The 16,610-nt window shown below is 58.8% G+C and carries 17 protein-coding genes; 15 read left to right on the forward strand and 2 right to left on the reverse strand.

Annotation, left to right across the window (positions count from 1 at the left end):
* The first annotated feature begins 1 nt into the window (after window position 1).
* From LOY36_RS00925 to LOY36_RS00940, 4 genes are all read left to right on the forward strand, one after another.
* Window positions 2-991: a sulfate/molybdate ABC transporter ATP-binding protein gene (locus tag LOY36_RS00925; protein ID WP_007899637.1), complete on the forward strand. Its 990-nt coding sequence runs from the start codon at window positions 2-4 to the stop codon at window positions 989-991.
* 269 nt (window positions 992-1,260) lie between these two features.
* The gene (locus tag LOY36_RS00930; RefSeq protein ID WP_408981101.1) at window positions 1,261-2,631 is read left to right on the forward strand and encodes a cytochrome C; all 1,371 of its coding nucleotides are present in this window, start codon (window positions 1,261-1,263) and stop codon (window positions 2,629-2,631) included.
* The gene (locus tag LOY36_RS00935; protein ID WP_019581704.1) at window positions 2,621-3,133 is read left to right on the forward strand and encodes a hypothetical protein; all 513 of its coding nucleotides are present in this window, start codon (window positions 2,621-2,623) and stop codon (window positions 3,131-3,133) included. Before LOY36_RS00930 ends, LOY36_RS00935 begins: the two co-directional genes overlap by 11 nt.
* On the forward strand, window positions 3,130-5,340 hold the full coding sequence (locus tag LOY36_RS00940; RefSeq protein WP_258671909.1) for a GMC family oxidoreductase: 2,211 nt from the start codon (window positions 3,130-3,132) through the stop codon (window positions 5,338-5,340). Before LOY36_RS00935 ends, LOY36_RS00940 begins: the two co-directional genes overlap by 4 nt.
* 43 nt (window positions 5,341-5,383) lie before the next feature.
* Here LOY36_RS00940 and LOY36_RS00945 read toward each other — a convergent pair whose 3' ends face one another.
* Window positions 5,384-5,902: a DUF962 domain-containing protein gene (locus LOY36_RS00945; RefSeq protein WP_258671911.1), complete on the reverse strand. Its 519-nt coding sequence runs from the start codon at window positions 5,900-5,902 to the stop codon at window positions 5,384-5,386.
* An 84-nt stretch (window positions 5,903-5,986) separates the two neighbouring features.
* On the opposite strand from LOY36_RS00945, the gene LOY36_RS00950 reads away from it, so the two are divergent.
* The 3 genes from LOY36_RS00950 to LOY36_RS00960 all read left to right on the forward strand — a co-directional run bounded on the left by LOY36_RS00950 (window position 5,987) and on the right by LOY36_RS00960 (window position 7,633).
* Complete coding sequence (locus tag LOY36_RS00950) at window positions 5,987-6,673, forward strand: Crp/Fnr family transcriptional regulator (protein ID WP_258671913.1); 687 nt, start codon at window positions 5,987-5,989, stop codon at window positions 6,671-6,673.
* Window positions 6,674-6,744: 71 nt separating this feature from the next.
* Entirely contained in the window at window positions 6,745-7,092 is a 348-nt protein-coding gene (locus LOY36_RS00955) for a hypothetical protein (RefSeq protein ID WP_258671915.1), read from the forward strand.
* Between the two features lie 175 nt (window positions 7,093-7,267).
* A complete protein-coding gene (locus tag LOY36_RS00960; protein WP_258671916.1) occupies window positions 7,268-7,633 on the forward strand; it encodes a response regulator in 366 nt (121 codons plus the stop codon).
* A gap of 66 nt (window positions 7,634-7,699) precedes the next feature.
* Here LOY36_RS00960 and LOY36_RS00965 read toward each other — a convergent pair whose 3' ends face one another.
* The gene (locus tag LOY36_RS00965; RefSeq protein ID WP_019581709.1) at window positions 7,700-8,704 is read right to left on the reverse strand and encodes an AraC family transcriptional regulator; all 1,005 of its coding nucleotides are present in this window, start codon (window positions 8,702-8,704) and stop codon (window positions 7,700-7,702) included.
* A gap of 100 nt (window positions 8,705-8,804) precedes the next feature.
* On the opposite strand from LOY36_RS00965, the gene LOY36_RS00970 reads away from it, so the two are divergent.
* From LOY36_RS00970 to LOY36_RS01005, 8 genes are all read left to right on the forward strand, one after another.
* Window positions 8,805-9,878 carry a fatty acid desaturase gene (locus LOY36_RS00970; RefSeq protein WP_258671919.1) on the forward strand — a complete coding sequence of 358 codons (1,074 nt, stop codon included), beginning with the start codon at window positions 8,805-8,807 and terminating at the stop codon, window positions 9,876-9,878.
* A gap of 378 nt (window positions 9,879-10,256) precedes the next feature.
* Window positions 10,257-10,838 carry an alpha/beta hydrolase gene (locus LOY36_RS00975; protein WP_019651533.1) on the forward strand — a complete coding sequence of 194 codons (582 nt, stop codon included), beginning with the start codon at window positions 10,257-10,259 and terminating at the stop codon, window positions 10,836-10,838.
* 62 nt (window positions 10,839-10,900) lie between these two features.
* Window positions 10,901-11,833 (forward strand): sigma 54-interacting transcriptional regulator, encoded by a 933-nt coding sequence (locus LOY36_RS00980; RefSeq protein ID WP_258671921.1) that lies wholly within the window; start codon window positions 10,901-10,903, stop codon window positions 11,831-11,833.
* 262 nt (window positions 11,834-12,095) lie between these two features.
* The gene (locus tag LOY36_RS00985) at window positions 12,096-12,878 is read left to right on the forward strand and encodes a MetQ/NlpA family ABC transporter substrate-binding protein (protein ID WP_007941045.1); all 783 of its coding nucleotides are present in this window, start codon (window positions 12,096-12,098) and stop codon (window positions 12,876-12,878) included.
* A 562-nt stretch (window positions 12,879-13,440) separates the two neighbouring features.
* Window positions 13,441-14,106 (forward strand): amino acid ABC transporter permease, encoded by a 666-nt coding sequence (locus tag LOY36_RS00990; protein WP_018929351.1) that lies wholly within the window; start codon window positions 13,441-13,443, stop codon window positions 14,104-14,106.
* The gene (locus LOY36_RS00995) at window positions 14,087-14,746 is read left to right on the forward strand and encodes an amino acid ABC transporter permease (protein WP_018929350.1); all 660 of its coding nucleotides are present in this window, start codon (window positions 14,087-14,089) and stop codon (window positions 14,744-14,746) included. The genes LOY36_RS00990 and LOY36_RS00995 overlap by 20 nt, the downstream gene beginning before the upstream one ends.
* Window positions 14,743-15,525 carry an amino acid ABC transporter ATP-binding protein gene (locus tag LOY36_RS01000; protein WP_258671923.1) on the forward strand — a complete coding sequence of 261 codons (783 nt, stop codon included), beginning with the start codon at window positions 14,743-14,745 and terminating at the stop codon, window positions 15,523-15,525. The genes LOY36_RS00995 and LOY36_RS01000 overlap by 4 nt, the downstream gene beginning before the upstream one ends.
* Window positions 15,522-16,403 (forward strand): transporter substrate-binding domain-containing protein, encoded by an 882-nt coding sequence (locus LOY36_RS01005; protein ID WP_258671925.1) that lies wholly within the window; start codon window positions 15,522-15,524, stop codon window positions 16,401-16,403. The genes LOY36_RS01000 and LOY36_RS01005 overlap by 4 nt, the downstream gene beginning before the upstream one ends.
* Window positions 16,404-16,610: the final 207 nt, after the last annotated feature.

Here is a 16,610-nt window from a genome sequence, read left to right on the forward strand (position 1 = left end):
CATGTCGATCGAAGTGCGTAACGTCAGCAAGAACTTCCACGCGTTCAAGGCGCTGGACAACATCAGCCTAGACATTCAAAGCGGCGAGCTGGTGGCGCTGCTCGGTCCCTCGGGTTGCGGTAAAACCACGCTGCTGAGGATCATCGCCGGCCTGGAAACCCCGGATCAGGGCAACATCGTGTTCCACGGCGAAGACGTTTCCGGCCACGACGTGCGTGATCGCAACGTCGGTTTCGTGTTCCAGCACTACGCCCTGTTCCGCCACATGACGGTGTTCGACAACGTTGCGTTCGGCCTGCGCATGAAGCCGAAAAACCAGCGCCCGAACGAAAGCCAGATCGCGGTGAAAGTCCACGAACTGCTGAACATGGTGCAACTGGACTGGTTGGCCGATCGCTACCCGGAACAACTCTCCGGCGGCCAGCGTCAGCGCATCGCGTTGGCCCGCGCCTTGGCGGTGGAGCCGAAAGTGCTGCTGCTCGACGAGCCTTTTGGTGCACTCGATGCCAAGGTCCGTAAAGAACTGCGTCGCTGGCTCGCGCGGCTGCACGAAGACATCAACCTGACTTCGGTATTCGTGACCCACGACCAGGAAGAGGCGATGGAAGTTGCCGACCGGATCGTGGTGATGAACAAGGGGGTGATCGAGCAGATCGGTTCACCGGGCGACGTCTACGAAAATCCGGCCAGCGATTTCGTCTATCACTTCCTCGGCGATTCGAACCGTCTCCATTTGGGCGAAGACCGGCACGTACTGTTCCGTCCACACGAAGTGTCGCTGTCGCGGCATGAACTGGAAGACCATCACGCCGCTGAAGTGCGGGATATTCGCCCGCTGGGCGCCACCACGCGGGTGACGCTGAAGGTCGAAGGCCAGAGCGAGTTGATTGAAGCGGAAGTGGTGAAGGATCACGACAGCCTGGTTGGATTGGCGAAGGGTGAGACGCTGTTCTTCAAACCCAAGGTCTGGCAGAAAGTCGCCAACATTTAAGATCAAAAGATCGCAGGCTGCGCCAGCTCCTACAGTGGATTTGGGTTGAACACACATTTGTGGCCAACCCAAAGTCCTTGCTCGCGATGGCGTCCCCAAGAACATCCCGCCCAATCTGTAATAACACCAACCGACCTTGCTTCGATCGGTTCTACCCCCGTGACTTCTTTGCCTAAAACCCTACCTAGACTCTGACTTGCCAGGAGGCAGTGAGAGTCCATGACGGACCGGTGTTATCTCCTGGCGCCCTGATGCCAAGGAGATAAAACATGAGAATGGAAGTCAGTCGGCATGGCCCGTTTGGCTGTGCCTTGTTGAGCGTTTTGCTGGGCTCGTCCGCCAGCGCCGCCCCCTCGCTGTCGCCACAGATACCCTTTGATGTCACGGTTACCCAACCGGTTTCTCTGCCCAGCCTGCAGGCCGATTTCGATGACTTGTCGTGGCAGACCTTCATCGCTCTGAGCTGGCCGGCGCTGGACAATGGCGATCCAAATACCGGCACCCCCATCGGTAAGCAGGATGGGGCCACGGTGTGGGAAAGCTGGAAAGAGAGCTACCAGATCTTCCGGGCCAAGGGACAGACACCGCTGCCCTGGGATGCCCCGGCAACCCTCCCCGAAGTGTGCAAGTCACTCAAGCCTGGCCGCTTGTTACAACAGATGGGCAAGGTGCCCGATGTGCTGGATGAGTTTATCCAGCCTTTCGAGAGTGGCCCGCTGGTGGATCAGAACGGCGTCTATACGCGCAACGAAATCGTGGTCAACCAATCGATGTTCGACGGGATCGTCAACAACGGGCTGTACAGCATCGAAGGCCAGCAGAAGTTTTTCGCCGCGAGCCCGAGCAACGCCGTGGCTTTCAGCTGTGGCTCGGCTGAGACGAAGCAGGTCGGTGCGGTGATGGTGAAGGCGTCGTGGAAAGTGCTGGGCCCCAATGACCGCAGGCAGGATTTCCACACCGTCGATGCGCTGGTCTATACGCCGGGCAACAACGACCCAAGTCATGGGCCGATTGTCGAGGAGTCGTGTGTGTCCGAGCCGGTCGGGCTGGTGGGGTTGCACATCGTTCATAAGACCGCCAATGCGGCGCAGTGGGTCTGGTCAACCTTTGAACATGTGAAAAACGTACCGGAGAAATCCACGCCTCCTGAGCAGCGGGTGGGCCCGTACCTGTTCTACAACGTCAACAGCAAGAGCGACGTCAACCAGCCTCCGCCACGGCCGTGGAACCCGGCAGTCAAGGCGACGCCCTCGCAGATCGAGCGTGACGCGCCGCTGACCGACGCCACCAAAAACCTGAACACCACGTACCAGGCCCTGCTGCGAACGGTCAATCCGCAGAGTGTCTGGGCGAACTATCAATTGATCAGCACCCAGTGGCCGTCTGCCCCTCCACAGCCCAATTGCCAGATATCGGCGACCAACCCACTGGGCAGTCCCGCGCCCTTGTTCCTGGCCAACGCCACGCTGGAAACCTATATCCAGGGCACCGTACCCCAGGCGTCTTCCAGTTGCATGGCGTGCCACGGTAATGCGGCCACCCATGTCACCGAATCCCCGCGCACCAGCTTCGCGGATTTCACCTACCTGCTTGAACGCGCACAGTCCACGGGTGGACAAGGAGTCAGCCATGAGCAGTGATCTGCAAAACTTCATTGGCCTTTCATCGGCCCTCACCGGCATTCCCGCTGATCGACTGGCGCCGGCCATCGACCAGGTGGGCTTGCCGCCGATCTTTCTCGAGTTCATCACGCCGCGCATCACCCCTGATGTGCTCAACGCCTTGCTGACTCAGTACGCCACGATGGCGGCGGACCTTGAGCCTCCGGACCGGATCGCCCAGGCGGTACTGATGGATGGGGCGCAACCGGCGACCACGCAAACCGCCCGAGCAGCGCGTTCGATCATGAAGCTGTGGTTGTTGGGTGTCTGGTATCAGCCCTATGCCACCGGGAGCTACAAATCGACCGACTCGATGGTGGTGTCCGATCAGGCCTACATCAACAGCTGGGCCTGGAAAATTGCCCAGGCCCATCCCATGGGCTACAGCGAGATGTTTTTCGGCTATTGGAACACCACGCCGCCGAGCCTTGAGGATTACACCGGAGTACCCGCCAGCGGACAGCAAGGAGCCTTGTCATGAGTACCGAACAAGCGGACGTAGTGATCGTTGGCGCGGGGCTGGCCGGCAGCATCATCGCTTATCAACTGGGCATGGCCGGGGTGGATGTGCTGGTGCTCGAATCAGGCCCGGAAATCCCGGCCAACCGTGCTCAATACCTGGAGCGTTTCTATACGGCCACGCTGAAAACCCCCGAAGCCCCTTACCCACCGGTGACGAGCCTGGACACGCCCCGTGATCCGGCCGACGAGAACGCCCCGCGTGCGACCATCGCCGATTTGATCCTGGGCTGGGACAAGCCGGCGATCAGCTATCTGGTACAGAAAGGCCCGATGCCCTTCACCAGCACCTATGAACGGGTCGGCGGCGGCACCACCTGGCATTGGGTCGGGACATGTCTGCGCATGGTGCCGAACGATTTTCGCCTGAAATCAAAATACGGCGTCGGGGTGGACTGGCCTATCGGCTACGACGATCTGCAAAGTGCCTACTGCCGGGCCGAGGCGGAAATCGGCGTGGCGGCCAATGTCGCCGACCAGGCCTATCTGGGCATGACCTTTCCCGAAGGTTATTCATTCCCGATGCATAGCATTCCGTTGTCGCTGGTCGATGGCAGTTTTGTCACGGCCGTGACGGGGCAGACGTTTGACGGCTTGCCGCTGGTGGTCAGCCCGACGCCCGCCGGACGTAATTCCCAACCTTACGCGGGGCGCCGGGTGTGTGCCGGCAACACCAACTGCACACCGATCTGCCCGATCCAGGCCAAGTACGATGCGACAGTGACAATGAACAAAGCCCTGGCCACCGGCAAGGTCAAGGTGTTGTACCGAACCGTGGCCAGCAAAGTGACTGTCGGGGCGGACAGCAATATCAACGGCATCGAATTCATTCAGTATCAGCTTGGCGACGGCCCGGTCACTGGAACCGGCGTCGCTATCGGGCAGCGTTATGTGATCGCCGCCCATGCCATCGAGACACCCAAGCTATTACTGAATTCCACGAGTCCGGCCTGGCCCAAAGGTGTGGCCAACAGCAGTGGGCAGGTGGGACGCAGCCTGGCCGATCACCCGATCTACCTGGCATGGGGGCTGATGCCTGAAGGCAAGGCGGTTTTTCCGTACCGGGGTCCTCTGTCCACGGCGGGCATCGAGAGTTTGCGTGACGGTGACTTTCGCAAATCTCGAGCGGCGTGGCGCATCGAAATCGGTAACGAGGGCTGGAACTGGCCGGCCACCGATCCTTACACCACCGTGGCTGACTTCATCGACGGGGCGAATCACAGTCAAACCAACCCGCTACCGCCGGCCTTGAAACCACAGCAAGTGCTCTATGGGACAGCGTTGGTTCAAAAGCTCAACGACTTGTTCATCCGTCAGTTCCGGATCGCGTTTCTGGTGGAGCAGGTCGAGGACGATCCCGATCACCCCACGTGTTACATCGTGCCGTCGACCGAGTACAAGGACCGGCTCGGCATTCCCCGGCCGGAAATTCACTATGACCTGTCCAAATACACCAAGGAGGGCTTCAAGCAGGCGAAGAAGTTGGCGACTCACATCATCACCGAACTGCTCGGCGCGGTGGAGCTGACGACACCTCTCACGCCCGGGACGTTCACCTACGACAATGAGCCTTACAGTTTCCAGGGCGCCGGGCACCTGATGGGGACCTATCGCATGGGCGATGATCCAACCAAATCGGTCGTCGACAAATACCAGCGCAGTTGGGACCACAAGAACCTGTTCCTGGTGGGCGATGGTGTCTTCCCCAGCACCGGCACTTCGAACCCGAGCCTGACGATTGCCGCGTTGTCGTTCCAGGCCGGGGATACGCTGGCCAACGACCTGAAGGCTGCGACGGTGGAGGTTCTGGCCAATCTGCCCTGGCAGGGCACCGGTGTACAGATCAACGGTCTGGTGCCGCGTCTGGCTCGTTGTGTCCTTGGCTTATGGTGCGCCAGTCCGGCGGGTGGCTGGGTGGATGGAAAGGGCAATCCAGACTACATCGCCAAGTTCGGCTATACGCTGATGGGGGCCGCCGAAGGTGCTTTGATCGGCCGTGTTGGTGACTTTGGCATTCCCTTCCTGATCGGTGATCTGGCGCAGATTCCGGCCGGCCAGCAAGGCGAGCTGCAGTTGTGTATCAATGATGACCTGCTAGGCCTCTACGGTGCGGGTTTGAAGGACAACCTCGGTGCACTGACGGTTCGGGTCGAGTTCGGCACGCTGTGAAACCTGGAGCGGTAACGGCATCAATCCGTTACCGCTCTTTTTCTCAGGCGGCGGAGCGTTGATTGCGCAAGGCCACTGGCCCGGCGCGTTCTTCGATGGCCCGTTTCAGCTCACCCCGAAGCCCCAGCAGGAAGCCTGCTTCCACCACTACAAACAACGGCCCGACAATCAACCCCGTCACATCATCGACAAACGCCGGTTTGCGCCCCTCGTAATGATGACCGACAAACTGAATCGCCCAGCCCACCACAAACATCCCGATGCCGGCGCCAAGCCAGGCAAATGTGCTTTGCTGCGCAAGCACATGCCCCAGCCAGACCGACAGGCCCAGCAATACCGTCATCAGCACTCCCAGCCGCAGTTCCAGGCGCAGGTAAAACCACGCCGACACCAGTGACACCAGCACTGCCGGTGACAGCCAGCCCCCGGCCCATTGCGGACGCGACAGCAACACCGCGACCGCCACGACGATCAGGGGGATGCCCACGAAGTGGCTGGCGATATTGCGCGGATCACGGTGGTAAGCGGCGTATTGACTGAGATGGTCAACGAGGCTTTTCATTGTTATTCCTCCTGTAGGGTGATTGATGATGCCCCGGGTTCATCTCTCGCTCTGTCAGCCAGGCGACAATCTCCAGGAGTTTTCATGGACATGCAGGTTTGGCGTTCGCGCCTGGATACGGGGCAATGGTTCAGTCATTTACCTGTTTCCTTACAGGATAGTCTGCTGACAATCGCCCGGGTTCGGCGCCTATTGCCGGGGCAACTGCTGTTCAAACGCGGTGATCCCCCGTGCGGGTTGTATGCGGTGCTTGAAGGTTCGGTGCGCATTGGCGCGGTGAGCGAGCAGGGCAAGGAGGCGCTGCTGAGTCTGGTGGAACCGCCGCACTGGTTCGGCGAAATCTGCCTGTTCGATGGTCAGCCGCGAACCCATGATGCCTACGCCGTGGGCCAGTGCATTCTGTTGCACATCCCGCAAACGGCGCTGCTGGCATTACTAGATGAACACCCGGTGTACTGGCGACAACTGGCGTTGTTGATGAGCCACAAACTGCGCCTGACCTTTATCAACCTCGAACAGCTGAGCCTGATGCCGGCCCCAGCACGCCTGGCCCATCGCTTGCTGATGATCGCCGAGGGCTATGGTGAAATCGACCTGCCGCGCCGCGTTCTGCAACTGCCGCAGGAGCAACTGGCGTCGATGCTGTCGTTGTCGCGCCAGACCACCAACCAGATCCTCAAGGACTTGCAGGGGCAGGGGATTCTCGGTCTGAGTTATGGTGAGATTGAGATTTTGGATTTGGAGAAGCTACGGGCTACCTATCAGATATGACAGTAGATAGCTGGAGGTCAGAGGTATAAAAAGAAGATTGTCGAAGACGACAACCAAAGGAGATGGGCACTATGAGCAATATTAACCAAGGCAAAGCAGCTGGTGGTGTAGATCGCACTGAGCTTCCGACCAACAAAAACATTGCTCCACCTGTCGTTGATACTCCGACAAAAAATGATAATGTCAGAAACCCGGTAAAATTCTCCGGAACCGCTCTTCCGGGATGGCAGGTAGTAGTCGTTAAGGTCCCCATTGATGGTACCGAACTCACGTCGGTGGATGCCGGAGTTGATGGTAAATGGTCCAACGACGTTGCTCTTGAGATAGGCAATTACTCAGCCGTTGCATTTCAAACGATGGGCCGAGAAAGATCGCCATTTACGGATATTTTTGATTTCAAGGTAAGCGACGGTCAGTAAGTCCCTTGTTAACTCGTCCCATCAAGCCGTGACCTGTCGAAAATGAATGGGCGCGGCTTTTACCTCCTTCAATAGAACCACACTCGACAGAACCCCTCAGCCGGAAAAATAAGTTTGTCATGGGCAACTCACTCGAAGGGGCTTAGCCTGTAAGGCTGAATAATCGAGGTGTGCCATGCGTGTGCTGTTAGTGGAAGATGAGCCCGAGACCGCCAGCCTCCTGGCCAAAGGCCTGAGCGAAGCGAGTTATGCGGTGGATGTAGCGCTCAATGGCATGGACGGCCGACGCTTTATCGAATCTGGCGAATATGAATTGATCATCCTCGACGTGATGCTGCCGGGGCTCAACGGCTGGCAGTTGCTGCAGCAGATCCGCAAGCTCGGCGATACGCCGGTGCTGTTGCTCACCACCACGGACGGCATCGAGGACCGGCTGCGCGGGTTGGAGCTGCATGAGGATGATTACCTGCTCAAGCCGTTTACCGTCAGCGAGCTGGTGAAGCGGGTGCGCAAGCTGTTGCGGCGAGATCGGCGGCGGTAGCGGTTTCAGTGGTGTTTGAAAAATTGCTATCGCTGGCCGGAAATCTCAACGCAACTTGCGAATCTATTACCGCAACCCATCCCGAAACTGCCCCGGCGTCATTCCGGTCCAGCGCTTGAACGCGCGGCTGAAGCTGCTGGTGTCGGCGAATCCCAATAGGTAACTGACCTCGCTCAACGAGCATTGCGGGTCGCGCAGGTGCAGCAGCGCCAGGTTTTCCCGACTTTCGTTGAGCAGCGTATCGAACCGACAACCTTCGTCCGCCAGGTGCCGTTGCAGGCTGCGCAAGCTCAAGTGCAGTGCCTCGGCGATGCGATCGGCCGACGGTTCGCCTTCGGGTAGTTGCTCTTCGATGGCGTCGCGAACCTTGCGCTCCCAGGTCAGGGGCTTGAGTTGCGCCAGGGTGCGTTTGAGCACGGTTTCGTTGTGTTCGGCCAGTTCCGGGTTGGCGTCGTCCAGGTGGCTGTCGAAATCCACCAGGGCGAATTCCAGTCGGTCTTCCTCGGCGGCGAAATACACCGGCGAACGGAACACTTTGTGCCATTGATGCGGGTCGGCAGGTTCCGGACGGCGCAGATAAACCGCCAGCGGCGCGTAGTCACGGCCCAGCCGGTTTCGGCAGGTGCGCACGTAAATCGCCGCGAAGGCGTCAATGGCTTCGAAGGCTGGCGCGGGGTTGCCCTGGGGGATTTTCAGGCGGAAGCGATAACGATCCTCGGCGCGGGTCAGTTCCAGGTCCAGCGCATCGCTGACCACCTGGTGATAACGCACGATGCGCTCGAACACTTCCCGCAGGCTGCCGCTGGCCACCAACGCATACCCGAGCGCATGAAACGTGGTCGGGCTGACAAACCGCGACACCCGCAAGCCAATCGCCGGGTCGCCACTGACCTGCACCGCGATTTCCCACAGGCGCGTGGTGCCGGACAACGGGTAACGGGCGTTCGGGTCGTCCATCAACTGCGGATCGAGCCCCGCCTGTCGGCACAGGGCGGTGCTGTCGAGGCCCAGCGCATCGAGCTGCTTGCGCAGGGCGCGGGTCCAGCTGGCGAGGGAGGTCGGTTCAGTCATGTCGATTGGCGCGTCCGGTCAACAGGTTGGCGTTCACGGCTACCGCTGTGTGAAGCATCACAGGGCAGGATGCGAACATCAATAACCAGAGGATGGAAGCATGGACGGTACTTCTGCAAGTCCCCAGCGACTGAATGCAGCACAACGATCAGCGCATATTCGCCAGGTGGTATTGGCCAAGGGCGTCGAGTTGCGTCGGCGCTACCCGATTCTCAACCATCAGGACGCCTTGGGTGCGGGCATCCTGGCCTTCGCCCTGGCCGGGATGATCGGTTCGGCAGTGCTCTATATCAACGGATACATGGCCTGGTGGGCATGCCTGTTGCTCAACGCGTTTTTCGCTTCGTTGACCCATGAACTTGAGCATGACCTGATTCACAGCATGTATTTTCGCAAACAGCGGGTGCCGCATAACCTGATGATGGGCCTGGTATGGCTGGCGCGGCCGAGCACCATCAACCCGTGGATTCGCCGCCATTTGCACCTCAACCACCACAAGGTGTCCGGCACCGAAGCCGATATGGAAGAGCGGGCGATCACCAACGGTGAGCGCTGGGGTTTTGCGCGGCTGTTGATGGTTGGCGACAACGTGATGTCGGCGTTTATCCGCATGCTGCGGGCCAAGACCTGGGCGCACAAGTTCAGCATCCTCAAGCGCTCCCTGAAAGTTTACGCACCGCTGGCGCTGATGCATTGGGGGGCGTGGTATGTGTTCCTCGGTTTTCACGCCGTCAACGGCATCGCGCATCTGTTGGCTGTGCCCATCGAATGGTCGGCGACGACATTGGCGGTGATGCAAGTGATCGACATCGCTGTCGTGGTGATCATCGGTCCGAACGTGTTGCGCACGTTCTGCCTGCACTTTGTCAGCTCGAACATGCACTACTACGGTGACGTCGAGCCGGGGAATGTGATTGAGCAGACTCAGGTCTTGAACGCTTGGTGGCTGTGGCCGTTGCAGGCGTTCTGCTTCAACTTTGGCAGCAGCCACGGGATCCATCATTTTGTGGTGAAGGAACCGTTTTACATCCGCCAGATGACCGTTCCGGTGGCGCATGAGGTAATGCGCGAAATGGGGGTTCGGTTCAATGATTTCGGGACGTTTGCACGGGCGAACCGATTTGCGCACAAGGCGACCACAGAACCCCGTCAGGTGCATGCCGCCCAGGTTTGAGCAAGGCACCCGGAAACTCAAAGGCGAAAAACGCTCGTCATCAATTTGACCCAAAGGGACGCTACGTTGTGACGCAAGCAGCGAGGGGTCGACGATTGTCGAAGATGATTTGTATATGCTATTTAGGCCTAATAAAGTAATTAAATATTCCTTTATTGGATAACCGATTTCGCCAATCATCGGCTTCAGGATTGTTGATCAGCGCAAACAGATTTTGAGTTTCCGGGGCCGTCTCCTTGGCAGGGTGCGGCCCCTTTTTTATTTCGGGCAAACGCATATTCGATATTGGTCTTAATAAATAGCTTCTTATTCCTTAACGAATATAACTCTCCTCCCTATACTCGATCAGGAACAGACACGCAGCAGGAGAGCTCCCCCATGCGCAACGAATCAATTCGCTACCTGATTGTGCCGGGCTGGCAAGGATCGCCAGAAGATCATTGGCAAACCCATTGGCAGAACAGTCTGCCGAACAGCGCGCGGGTGGAGCAGGCTGATTGGCTGACGCCTCGTCGCGAAGACTGGGTCGCGGCGTTGGCCGAGGCGATTGCCGCCGACAGCACGCCGGTGATCCTGATCGCCCATAGCCTGGGTTGCATCACCGTCGCCCATTGGGCGGCCACCGCTCCGGTGCAATTTTTACGTCAAGTGCGCGGCGCCTTGCTGGTTGCGCCGGCGGATGTCGAACGCCCGGCCTGTGCACCGGCCCTGCGCAACTTCGCGCCGATCCCGACCCATTTATTGCCGTTCCCGAGCCAGGTCGTCAGCTCTGACAACGACGCCGCCGTGAGCGCGCCACGTGCGCTTGAACTGGCGCGTCAGTGGGGCGCCGAGGCGGGGATTTTATCGGGGGCCGGGCACATCAACGTGAAGTCCGGTCACCGGCGCTGGGAGCAGGGTTTTGCGTACCTCTATCGGCTGCAAAACCGCATGGAACAGCACGCCCTGCGCCGCGCTTGAACCTCATTCTTTTTCTTTAAAAATCGCCCCCGTCTCCCGGCGGTTTTGGGCGGGAGTCTGCCATGAGTTTGCATGAAACTTTCGGTCAGCCATTGCTGACCTTTCCCGATGCGGAGAAAAGCCCGCTGAGCATCCGCGCCAAGGCGCTGGTGTTTGTCGATCCGCGTTCCCGGCAATTGCGCCACGAGCTGGAACAACTGGCGCCACGTTCGATCTCGGTGTTGATTCGCGGTGAAACCGGCAGCGGTAAAGAACTGCTGGCGCGGCACATCCATCGCGCCAGTGATCGTGGCGGGTTGTTCGTCTCAGTCAATTGCGGCGCGATCAGCCCGACTTACGCCGACGCTGAACTGTTCGGCTATGCCGCCGGCAGTTACAGCGGTTCGGCCAGCAGTCGTGCCGGCTGGTTCGGCTCGGCCAACGGCGGCACCTTGTACCTGGACGAGATCGGCGACCTGCCGCTGCCGATCCAGATCAAGTTGCTCGCAGCCCTGGAAAACCACGAAGTTACCCGCGTCGGGGCGCACCACCCGAGCCCGGTGGACGTGCGTTTGGTGGCGGCCACCAGCATCGATCTGGCGCAAGCGGTGGCTGCCGGAAAATTCCATGAGCGGCTTTATCACTACCTCAGCGAAGGCCAGCTCGAACTGCCGGCCTTGCGTGAGCGGGTGGGCGATATTTTGTCGCTGGCCGAATACTTCCTCGGCATCTACAGCCAACGCCTCGACCTGCCGGTGCCACTGATCAGCGAAGCCGCGCAGCATCTGCTGGAGCAACACAGTTGGCCGGGCAACACCCGAGAGCTGGAGAACGTCATTCACTTTGCGCTGCTGGTGAGTACCGGCGACGAGATTTTGCCGGAGCATTTGAATCTGCCCGAGGCGTCTGCATCGTTGCTACAGATCGAGCAGCAACTGAAAAAAATCCTCGGCAGCGGCTCCGCTACCGAGAAAGCGGCCTTGAAACAACTGCTTAAAGACACTGGGCTTTCGTAGGAGCCGGCGCAGCCTGCGATCTTTTGATCTTGATCTTCGGTGGCTTTGAAATCGCCAAAATCAAAAGATCGCAGCCTTCGGCAGCTCCTACATCGGGTGCGGCACCTGTATGAACAAAATGGAATATGAAAGTGAATAAAAGATATTGTTCGGGAATAAAAAATCCCGGTATTGTCCGCGTCACGCCAGCGATAGCACTTCACTGGCACCTAAACATTTAGCCGTCGTCGATGACGACCGTGATTTTCGATAAGGACACTGCATGAAAAAGGTTCTGTTGTTCACCGCATTGGCGGCTGCCCTGACCGCGGGCCTGGCCCAGGCTGGCGAGAAACTGGTGGTTGCGGCGACGCCGATTCCACATGCCGAGATTCTTGAACTGATCAAGCCAACCCTCGCCAAAGAAGGCGTGGACCTGGAGATCAAAGTCTTCACCGACTACGTTCAGCCGAACGTGCAGGTCGACCAGAAGCGTCTGGACGCCAACTACTTCCAGACCCTGCCGTACCTGAAAAGCTTCAACGAAGGCAAAGGCACGAACCTGGTGACTGTGATCGGTGTGCACGTCGAACCGTTCGGCGGCTACTCGAAGAAAGTCAAAACCCTGGCTGAGCTGAAGGACGGCGCAACCATCGCCATCCCGAACGAAGGCAGCAACAGCGGCCGTGCCCTGATCCTGCTGCAGAAGGCTGGCCTGATCGAGTTGAAAGACCCGAAAAACGCTTTGGCCACCCCGAAAGACATCGCCAAGAACCCGCACAATTTCAAGTTCAAGGAACTGGAATCGGCCATGCTGCCGCGTGTTCTGGACCAGGTCGACCTGGACATGATCAACACCAACTACGCGCTGGACGCCGGCCTGAACCCGGCTAAAGACGCGCTGGTGATCGAAGGTGCCGATTCACCTTACGTGAACTTCCTGGTGGCACGTCCGGACAACAAGGACAGCGTTGCCATCCAGAAACTGGCCAAGGCCCTGACCAGCCCGGAAGTGAAGGCGTTCATCGACAAGAAATACAGCGGCGCCGTACTGCCGGCGTTCTGATTCACTGCAGTCTCGAACCCCTTCAAGGTTTCAAACGCCGACGGCTACTACAGCGTCGGCGTTTTTTATTGCGCCAAGATCAAAAGATCGCAGCCTCGTTTCACTCGACAGCTCCTGCATTGAAATGCGTATCCCCTGTAGGAGCTGTCGAGTGAAACGAGGCTGCGATCTTTTGCTTTAAGATTTCAGGCCACCCGCGCCTTCAACGCCTTGCGCAACGCCACCAGCAATTTCACGATGTCCTGCGGATCCAGCCGCTGTGGCACGTTTACGTTAGCCATGTTCTCTTCCTTGTGATGGTTCGGCCGGGGGAGTCTGACCAAAAGCTGTACGTCCTTGGAGGGGTATTTTGAAAAAAAGATCCTTCCTACAGCGCAAAGGAAAATAGCCGTCTCCCGCTGCCGTCGCAAATCCGCAGAATAGTTTTTTGCGTGATATCAATATGCTTTAACGGTATTTAAATTCCTCTTTTTATACCTTTAAAGTCGGTGCTTGCCGGGTGGTTATCCACTGCCCATGGACTGCGCCATCGTCGCTTACCGAGCGGCGTACAGGATGTTCAATGACCTTCGATTACGCATTTATCCTCAGCACCCTGCCGGCGTTTCTCAAAGCCGTTGGCGTGACGCTGCAGGTCGGCTTCATCGCCATCGGCACTTCATTGCTGGTGGCGCTGGTCAACGCGACGATTCTGGTGTTTCGCACGCCTTACCTGCAGCGCCTGGTCGGGCTGTATGTGGAGCTGGCGCGCAACACGCCATTGCTGATCCAGTTGTTCTTCGTCTACTTCGCGTTGCCGGCCCTGGGCATCAAAGTCTCGGGCTTCGCCGCAGCGATCATCACCATGACCTTTCTCGGTGGAGCCTACCTCACCGAAGTCCTGCGTGCCGGCGTGGATGCCGTGCCCCAGGCGCAACTTGAGTCCGGTCGTTCAATTGGCTTGTCCCACGGGCAATTGCTGCGCTACGTGATCTTGCCGCAGGCCGGCATTCTCAGCCTGCCGTCGCTATTCGCCAATTTCATATTCCTGCTCAAGGAAACCACCGTGGTCTCGGCGGTGGCGGTGCCGGAGATTCTCTACACCACCAAGAGCTACATCGCGCTCTATTACAAAACCTACGAAATGCTCGCCGTGCTGACGTTGATCTGCGTGCTGTTGTTTTTGCCGTTGTCGCTGCTGCTCAGCCGTCTGGAAAGGAGGCTCCAGCATGGCCAGTTCGGGTCTTGAGTTGCTCATGGTGTCGTTGCCGCAATTGGGCAAGGGCGCTGCACAAACCTTGTCGATTTCTTTCCTGAGCATCGCCTTCAGCACCGTCGGCGGGGTGCTCTACGGCGTGTTGCGCACGCTGAATTCGACATGGCTCAACGCAATGCTGCGGGTTTATCTGGAATTGTTCCGGGCGATCCCGGTGCTGGTCTGGTTGTATTTGCTGTTCTTCGGCCTGCCGATTTTTTTCGGCCTGAGCATTCCGAGCTTCTGGTGCGCGGTGCTGGTGCTGTCGCTGTGGGGCGCCAGCGAAGTCGGGGAAGTGGTGCGCGGCGCCTTGCATTCGTTACCGCGCGGCCAGCGAGAAGCGGGATTGTCGATTGGCTTGAACGGCCCGCAACTCTACGGCTACGTGCTGCTGCCCCAGGCGCTGAAACGCATGACGCCGCCGACCATCAACGTCTACACGCGGATCATCAAGACCAGCTCCCTGGCGGTGCTGATCGGCGTGGTGGACGTGATCAAGGTCGGCCAGCAGATCATCGAGCGCACCTACGAATCGGTACTGATCTACGGCGCGCTGTTTCTGTTTTTCTTTTTCATCTGCTACCCGCTGTCAGCCGCCTCCCGCGTGCTGGAGCGGCGCTGGACGCAAGCATGAGCGCATTGATCGAGTTCAAGGGTTTCAACAAGTTTTTCGGCGAGCAGCAGGTGCTCAACGGCATCGACCTGAAGGTGAAACCGGGCGAAGTGATCGTCATCCTCGGCCCCAGCGGCTGTGGCAAAAGCACCTTGCTGCGCTGCCTCAACGGCCTGGAAGTCGCTCACAGCGGCAGCTTGAGTTTTGCCGGGCGTGAGTTGCTGGACAAGGGCACCGACTGGCGCGAAGTGCGTCAGCAGATCGGCATGGTATTCCAGAGTTATCACCTGTTCCCGCACATGAGCGTGCTCGATAACGTGCTGCTTGGCCCGGTGAAAGTGCAGAAGCGCGACCGCCGCGAAGCCCGTGCCCAGGCCGAAGCCTTGCTGGAGCGCGTAGGCCTGTTGGACAAGCGCGACGCGTTTCCGCGTCAGCTCTCCGGCGGTCAGCAGCAACGCATCGCCATCGTCCGTTCGCTGTGCATGAATCCCCAGGTCATGCTCTTTGACGAAGTTACTGCCGCCCTCGACCCGGAGATGGTCAAGGAGGTACTCGAAGTGATTCAGGGGCTGGCCCGCGAGGGCATGACCCTGCTGATTGTCACCCACGAAATGGCCTTCGCCCGCGCCGTGGCCGACCGCATCGTGTTCATGGACGCCGGGCGCATCCTTGAGCAACAACCCCCCGAGATTTTCTTTACGAACCCGCAAACCGCACGAGCGCAGCAGTTCCTGGAGAAGTTCTCCTTCGTCGCCGCACTACCCAAAACGACTCAAATAAAGGAATTGGAACTGCCATGAAAACTGCCAAGTCTTCTCTGCTGCTACTCCCGCTGTTCGGCCTGGCGCTGTTGGCCGGTTGCAACAAAACCGAAGAACCGGCCAAGCCGAAAGTCGCCAGCGTCAGCAGCGCACCGGCCGGATACCTGGAAAAGATCAAAGCCCGGGACAAGCTGATTGTCGGCGTGTTCACCGACAAACCGCCGTTCGGTTTTGTCGATGAAGCCGGACGCTACGTGGGGTTCGATACCGACATTGGCCGCCAATTCGCCAAGGATCTGTTGGGCGATGAAAACAAAGTCGAGTTCGTGGCGGTGGAGCCGGCGAGCCGGATTCCGTTTCTGCAAAGCGACAAGGTCGATCTGATCCTGGCCAACATGACCGTCACCCCGGAGCGCAAGGAAGCGGTGGACTTCACCAACCCGAACCTCAAGGTGGCGGTGCAGGCGCTGGTGCCGCAGGCCAGTTCGGTGAAAAATCTGGATGACCTGGCGACCCGCACGACTATCGTGACCACGGGCACCACAGCCGATGTCTGGCTGACCAAAAATCACCCGGACTGGAAACTGCTGAAGTTTGAGAAAAACTCCGAGTCCCTGCAAGCCCTGGCCAATGGTCGCGGCGACGCTTATGCGCAGGACAATCTGGTGCTGTTCAGCTGGGCCAAGCAGAACCCGGGTTATCGCGTGCTGGAACAGAAGTTGGGCGCCGAAGCGCCGATCGCCCCGGCGGTGAAGAAGGGCAACATCGAACTGCGTGACTGGGTGAATGCCGAGTTGGCGAAGCTGGGTGAGGAAAAGTTTTTGCTCAAGCTGTACGACCAGTATGTGCGTAAAGAATTGAGCGATGACACCAGGCCTGAGAGCGTGATCGTCGAGGGTGGGAAGTGGCAGGGGTGATTTGCTTCAGATAAACGTTTCCACCTGTGGCGAGGGAGCTTGCTCCCGTTCGGTTGCGCAGCAGCCGCAAAACCTATCAATGCGTTACCTCAGACAAACCGCATGCTCAGGTTTAGGGCCGCTGCGCGCCCCAGCGGGAGCAAGCTCCCTCGCCACAGGTGTGGGAACGGTCACTGTGTCTCAGTCAGGCCAATACCACGCCGGCTC

Origin of the sequence: Pseudomonas sp. B21-019, assembly GCF_024749225.1 — a bacterium.
Lineage (GTDB): Bacteria > Pseudomonadota > Gammaproteobacteria > Pseudomonadales > Pseudomonadaceae > Aquipseudomonas.

Excerpts from the sequence above, each read along its gene's own strand:
- LOY36_RS00925 (WP_007899637.1), top strand. The coding sequence starts at position 2 with ATGTCGATCGAAGTGCGTAACGTCAGCAAGAACTTCCACGCGTTCAAG.
- LOY36_RS00930 (WP_408981101.1), top strand. The coding sequence starts at position 1,261 with ATGAGAATGGAAGTCAGTCGGCATGGCCCGTTTGGCTGTGCCTTGTTG.
- LOY36_RS00935 (WP_019581704.1), top strand. The coding sequence starts at position 2,621 with ATGAGCAGTGATCTGCAAAACTTCATTGGCCTTTCATCGGCCCTCACC.
- LOY36_RS00940 (WP_258671909.1), top strand. The coding sequence starts at position 3,130 with ATGAGTACCGAACAAGCGGACGTAGTGATCGTTGGCGCGGGGCTGGCC.
- LOY36_RS00945 (WP_258671911.1), bottom strand. The coding sequence starts at position 5,902 with ATGAAAAGCCTCGTTGACCATCTCAGTCAATACGCCGCTTACCACCGT.
- LOY36_RS00950 (WP_258671913.1), top strand. The coding sequence starts at position 5,987 with ATGGACATGCAGGTTTGGCGTTCGCGCCTGGATACGGGGCAATGGTTC.
- LOY36_RS00955 (WP_258671915.1), top strand. The coding sequence starts at position 6,745 with ATGAGCAATATTAACCAAGGCAAAGCAGCTGGTGGTGTAGATCGCACT.
- LOY36_RS00960 (WP_258671916.1), top strand. The coding sequence starts at position 7,268 with ATGCGTGTGCTGTTAGTGGAAGATGAGCCCGAGACCGCCAGCCTCCTG.
- LOY36_RS00965 (WP_019581709.1), bottom strand. The coding sequence starts at position 8,704 with ATGACTGAACCGACCTCCCTCGCCAGCTGGACCCGCGCCCTGCGCAAG.
- LOY36_RS00970 (WP_258671919.1), top strand. The coding sequence starts at position 8,805 with ATGGACGGTACTTCTGCAAGTCCCCAGCGACTGAATGCAGCACAACGA.
- LOY36_RS00975 (WP_019651533.1), top strand. The coding sequence starts at position 10,257 with ATGCGCAACGAATCAATTCGCTACCTGATTGTGCCGGGCTGGCAAGGA.
- LOY36_RS00980 (WP_258671921.1), top strand. The coding sequence starts at position 10,901 with ATGAGTTTGCATGAAACTTTCGGTCAGCCATTGCTGACCTTTCCCGAT.
- LOY36_RS00985 (WP_007941045.1), top strand. The coding sequence starts at position 12,096 with ATGAAAAAGGTTCTGTTGTTCACCGCATTGGCGGCTGCCCTGACCGCG.
- LOY36_RS00990 (WP_018929351.1), top strand. The coding sequence starts at position 13,441 with ATGACCTTCGATTACGCATTTATCCTCAGCACCCTGCCGGCGTTTCTC.
- LOY36_RS00995 (WP_018929350.1), top strand. The coding sequence starts at position 14,087 with ATGGCCAGTTCGGGTCTTGAGTTGCTCATGGTGTCGTTGCCGCAATTG.
- LOY36_RS01000 (WP_258671923.1), top strand. The coding sequence starts at position 14,743 with ATGAGCGCATTGATCGAGTTCAAGGGTTTCAACAAGTTTTTCGGCGAG.
- LOY36_RS01005 (WP_258671925.1), top strand. The coding sequence starts at position 15,522 with ATGAAAACTGCCAAGTCTTCTCTGCTGCTACTCCCGCTGTTCGGCCTG.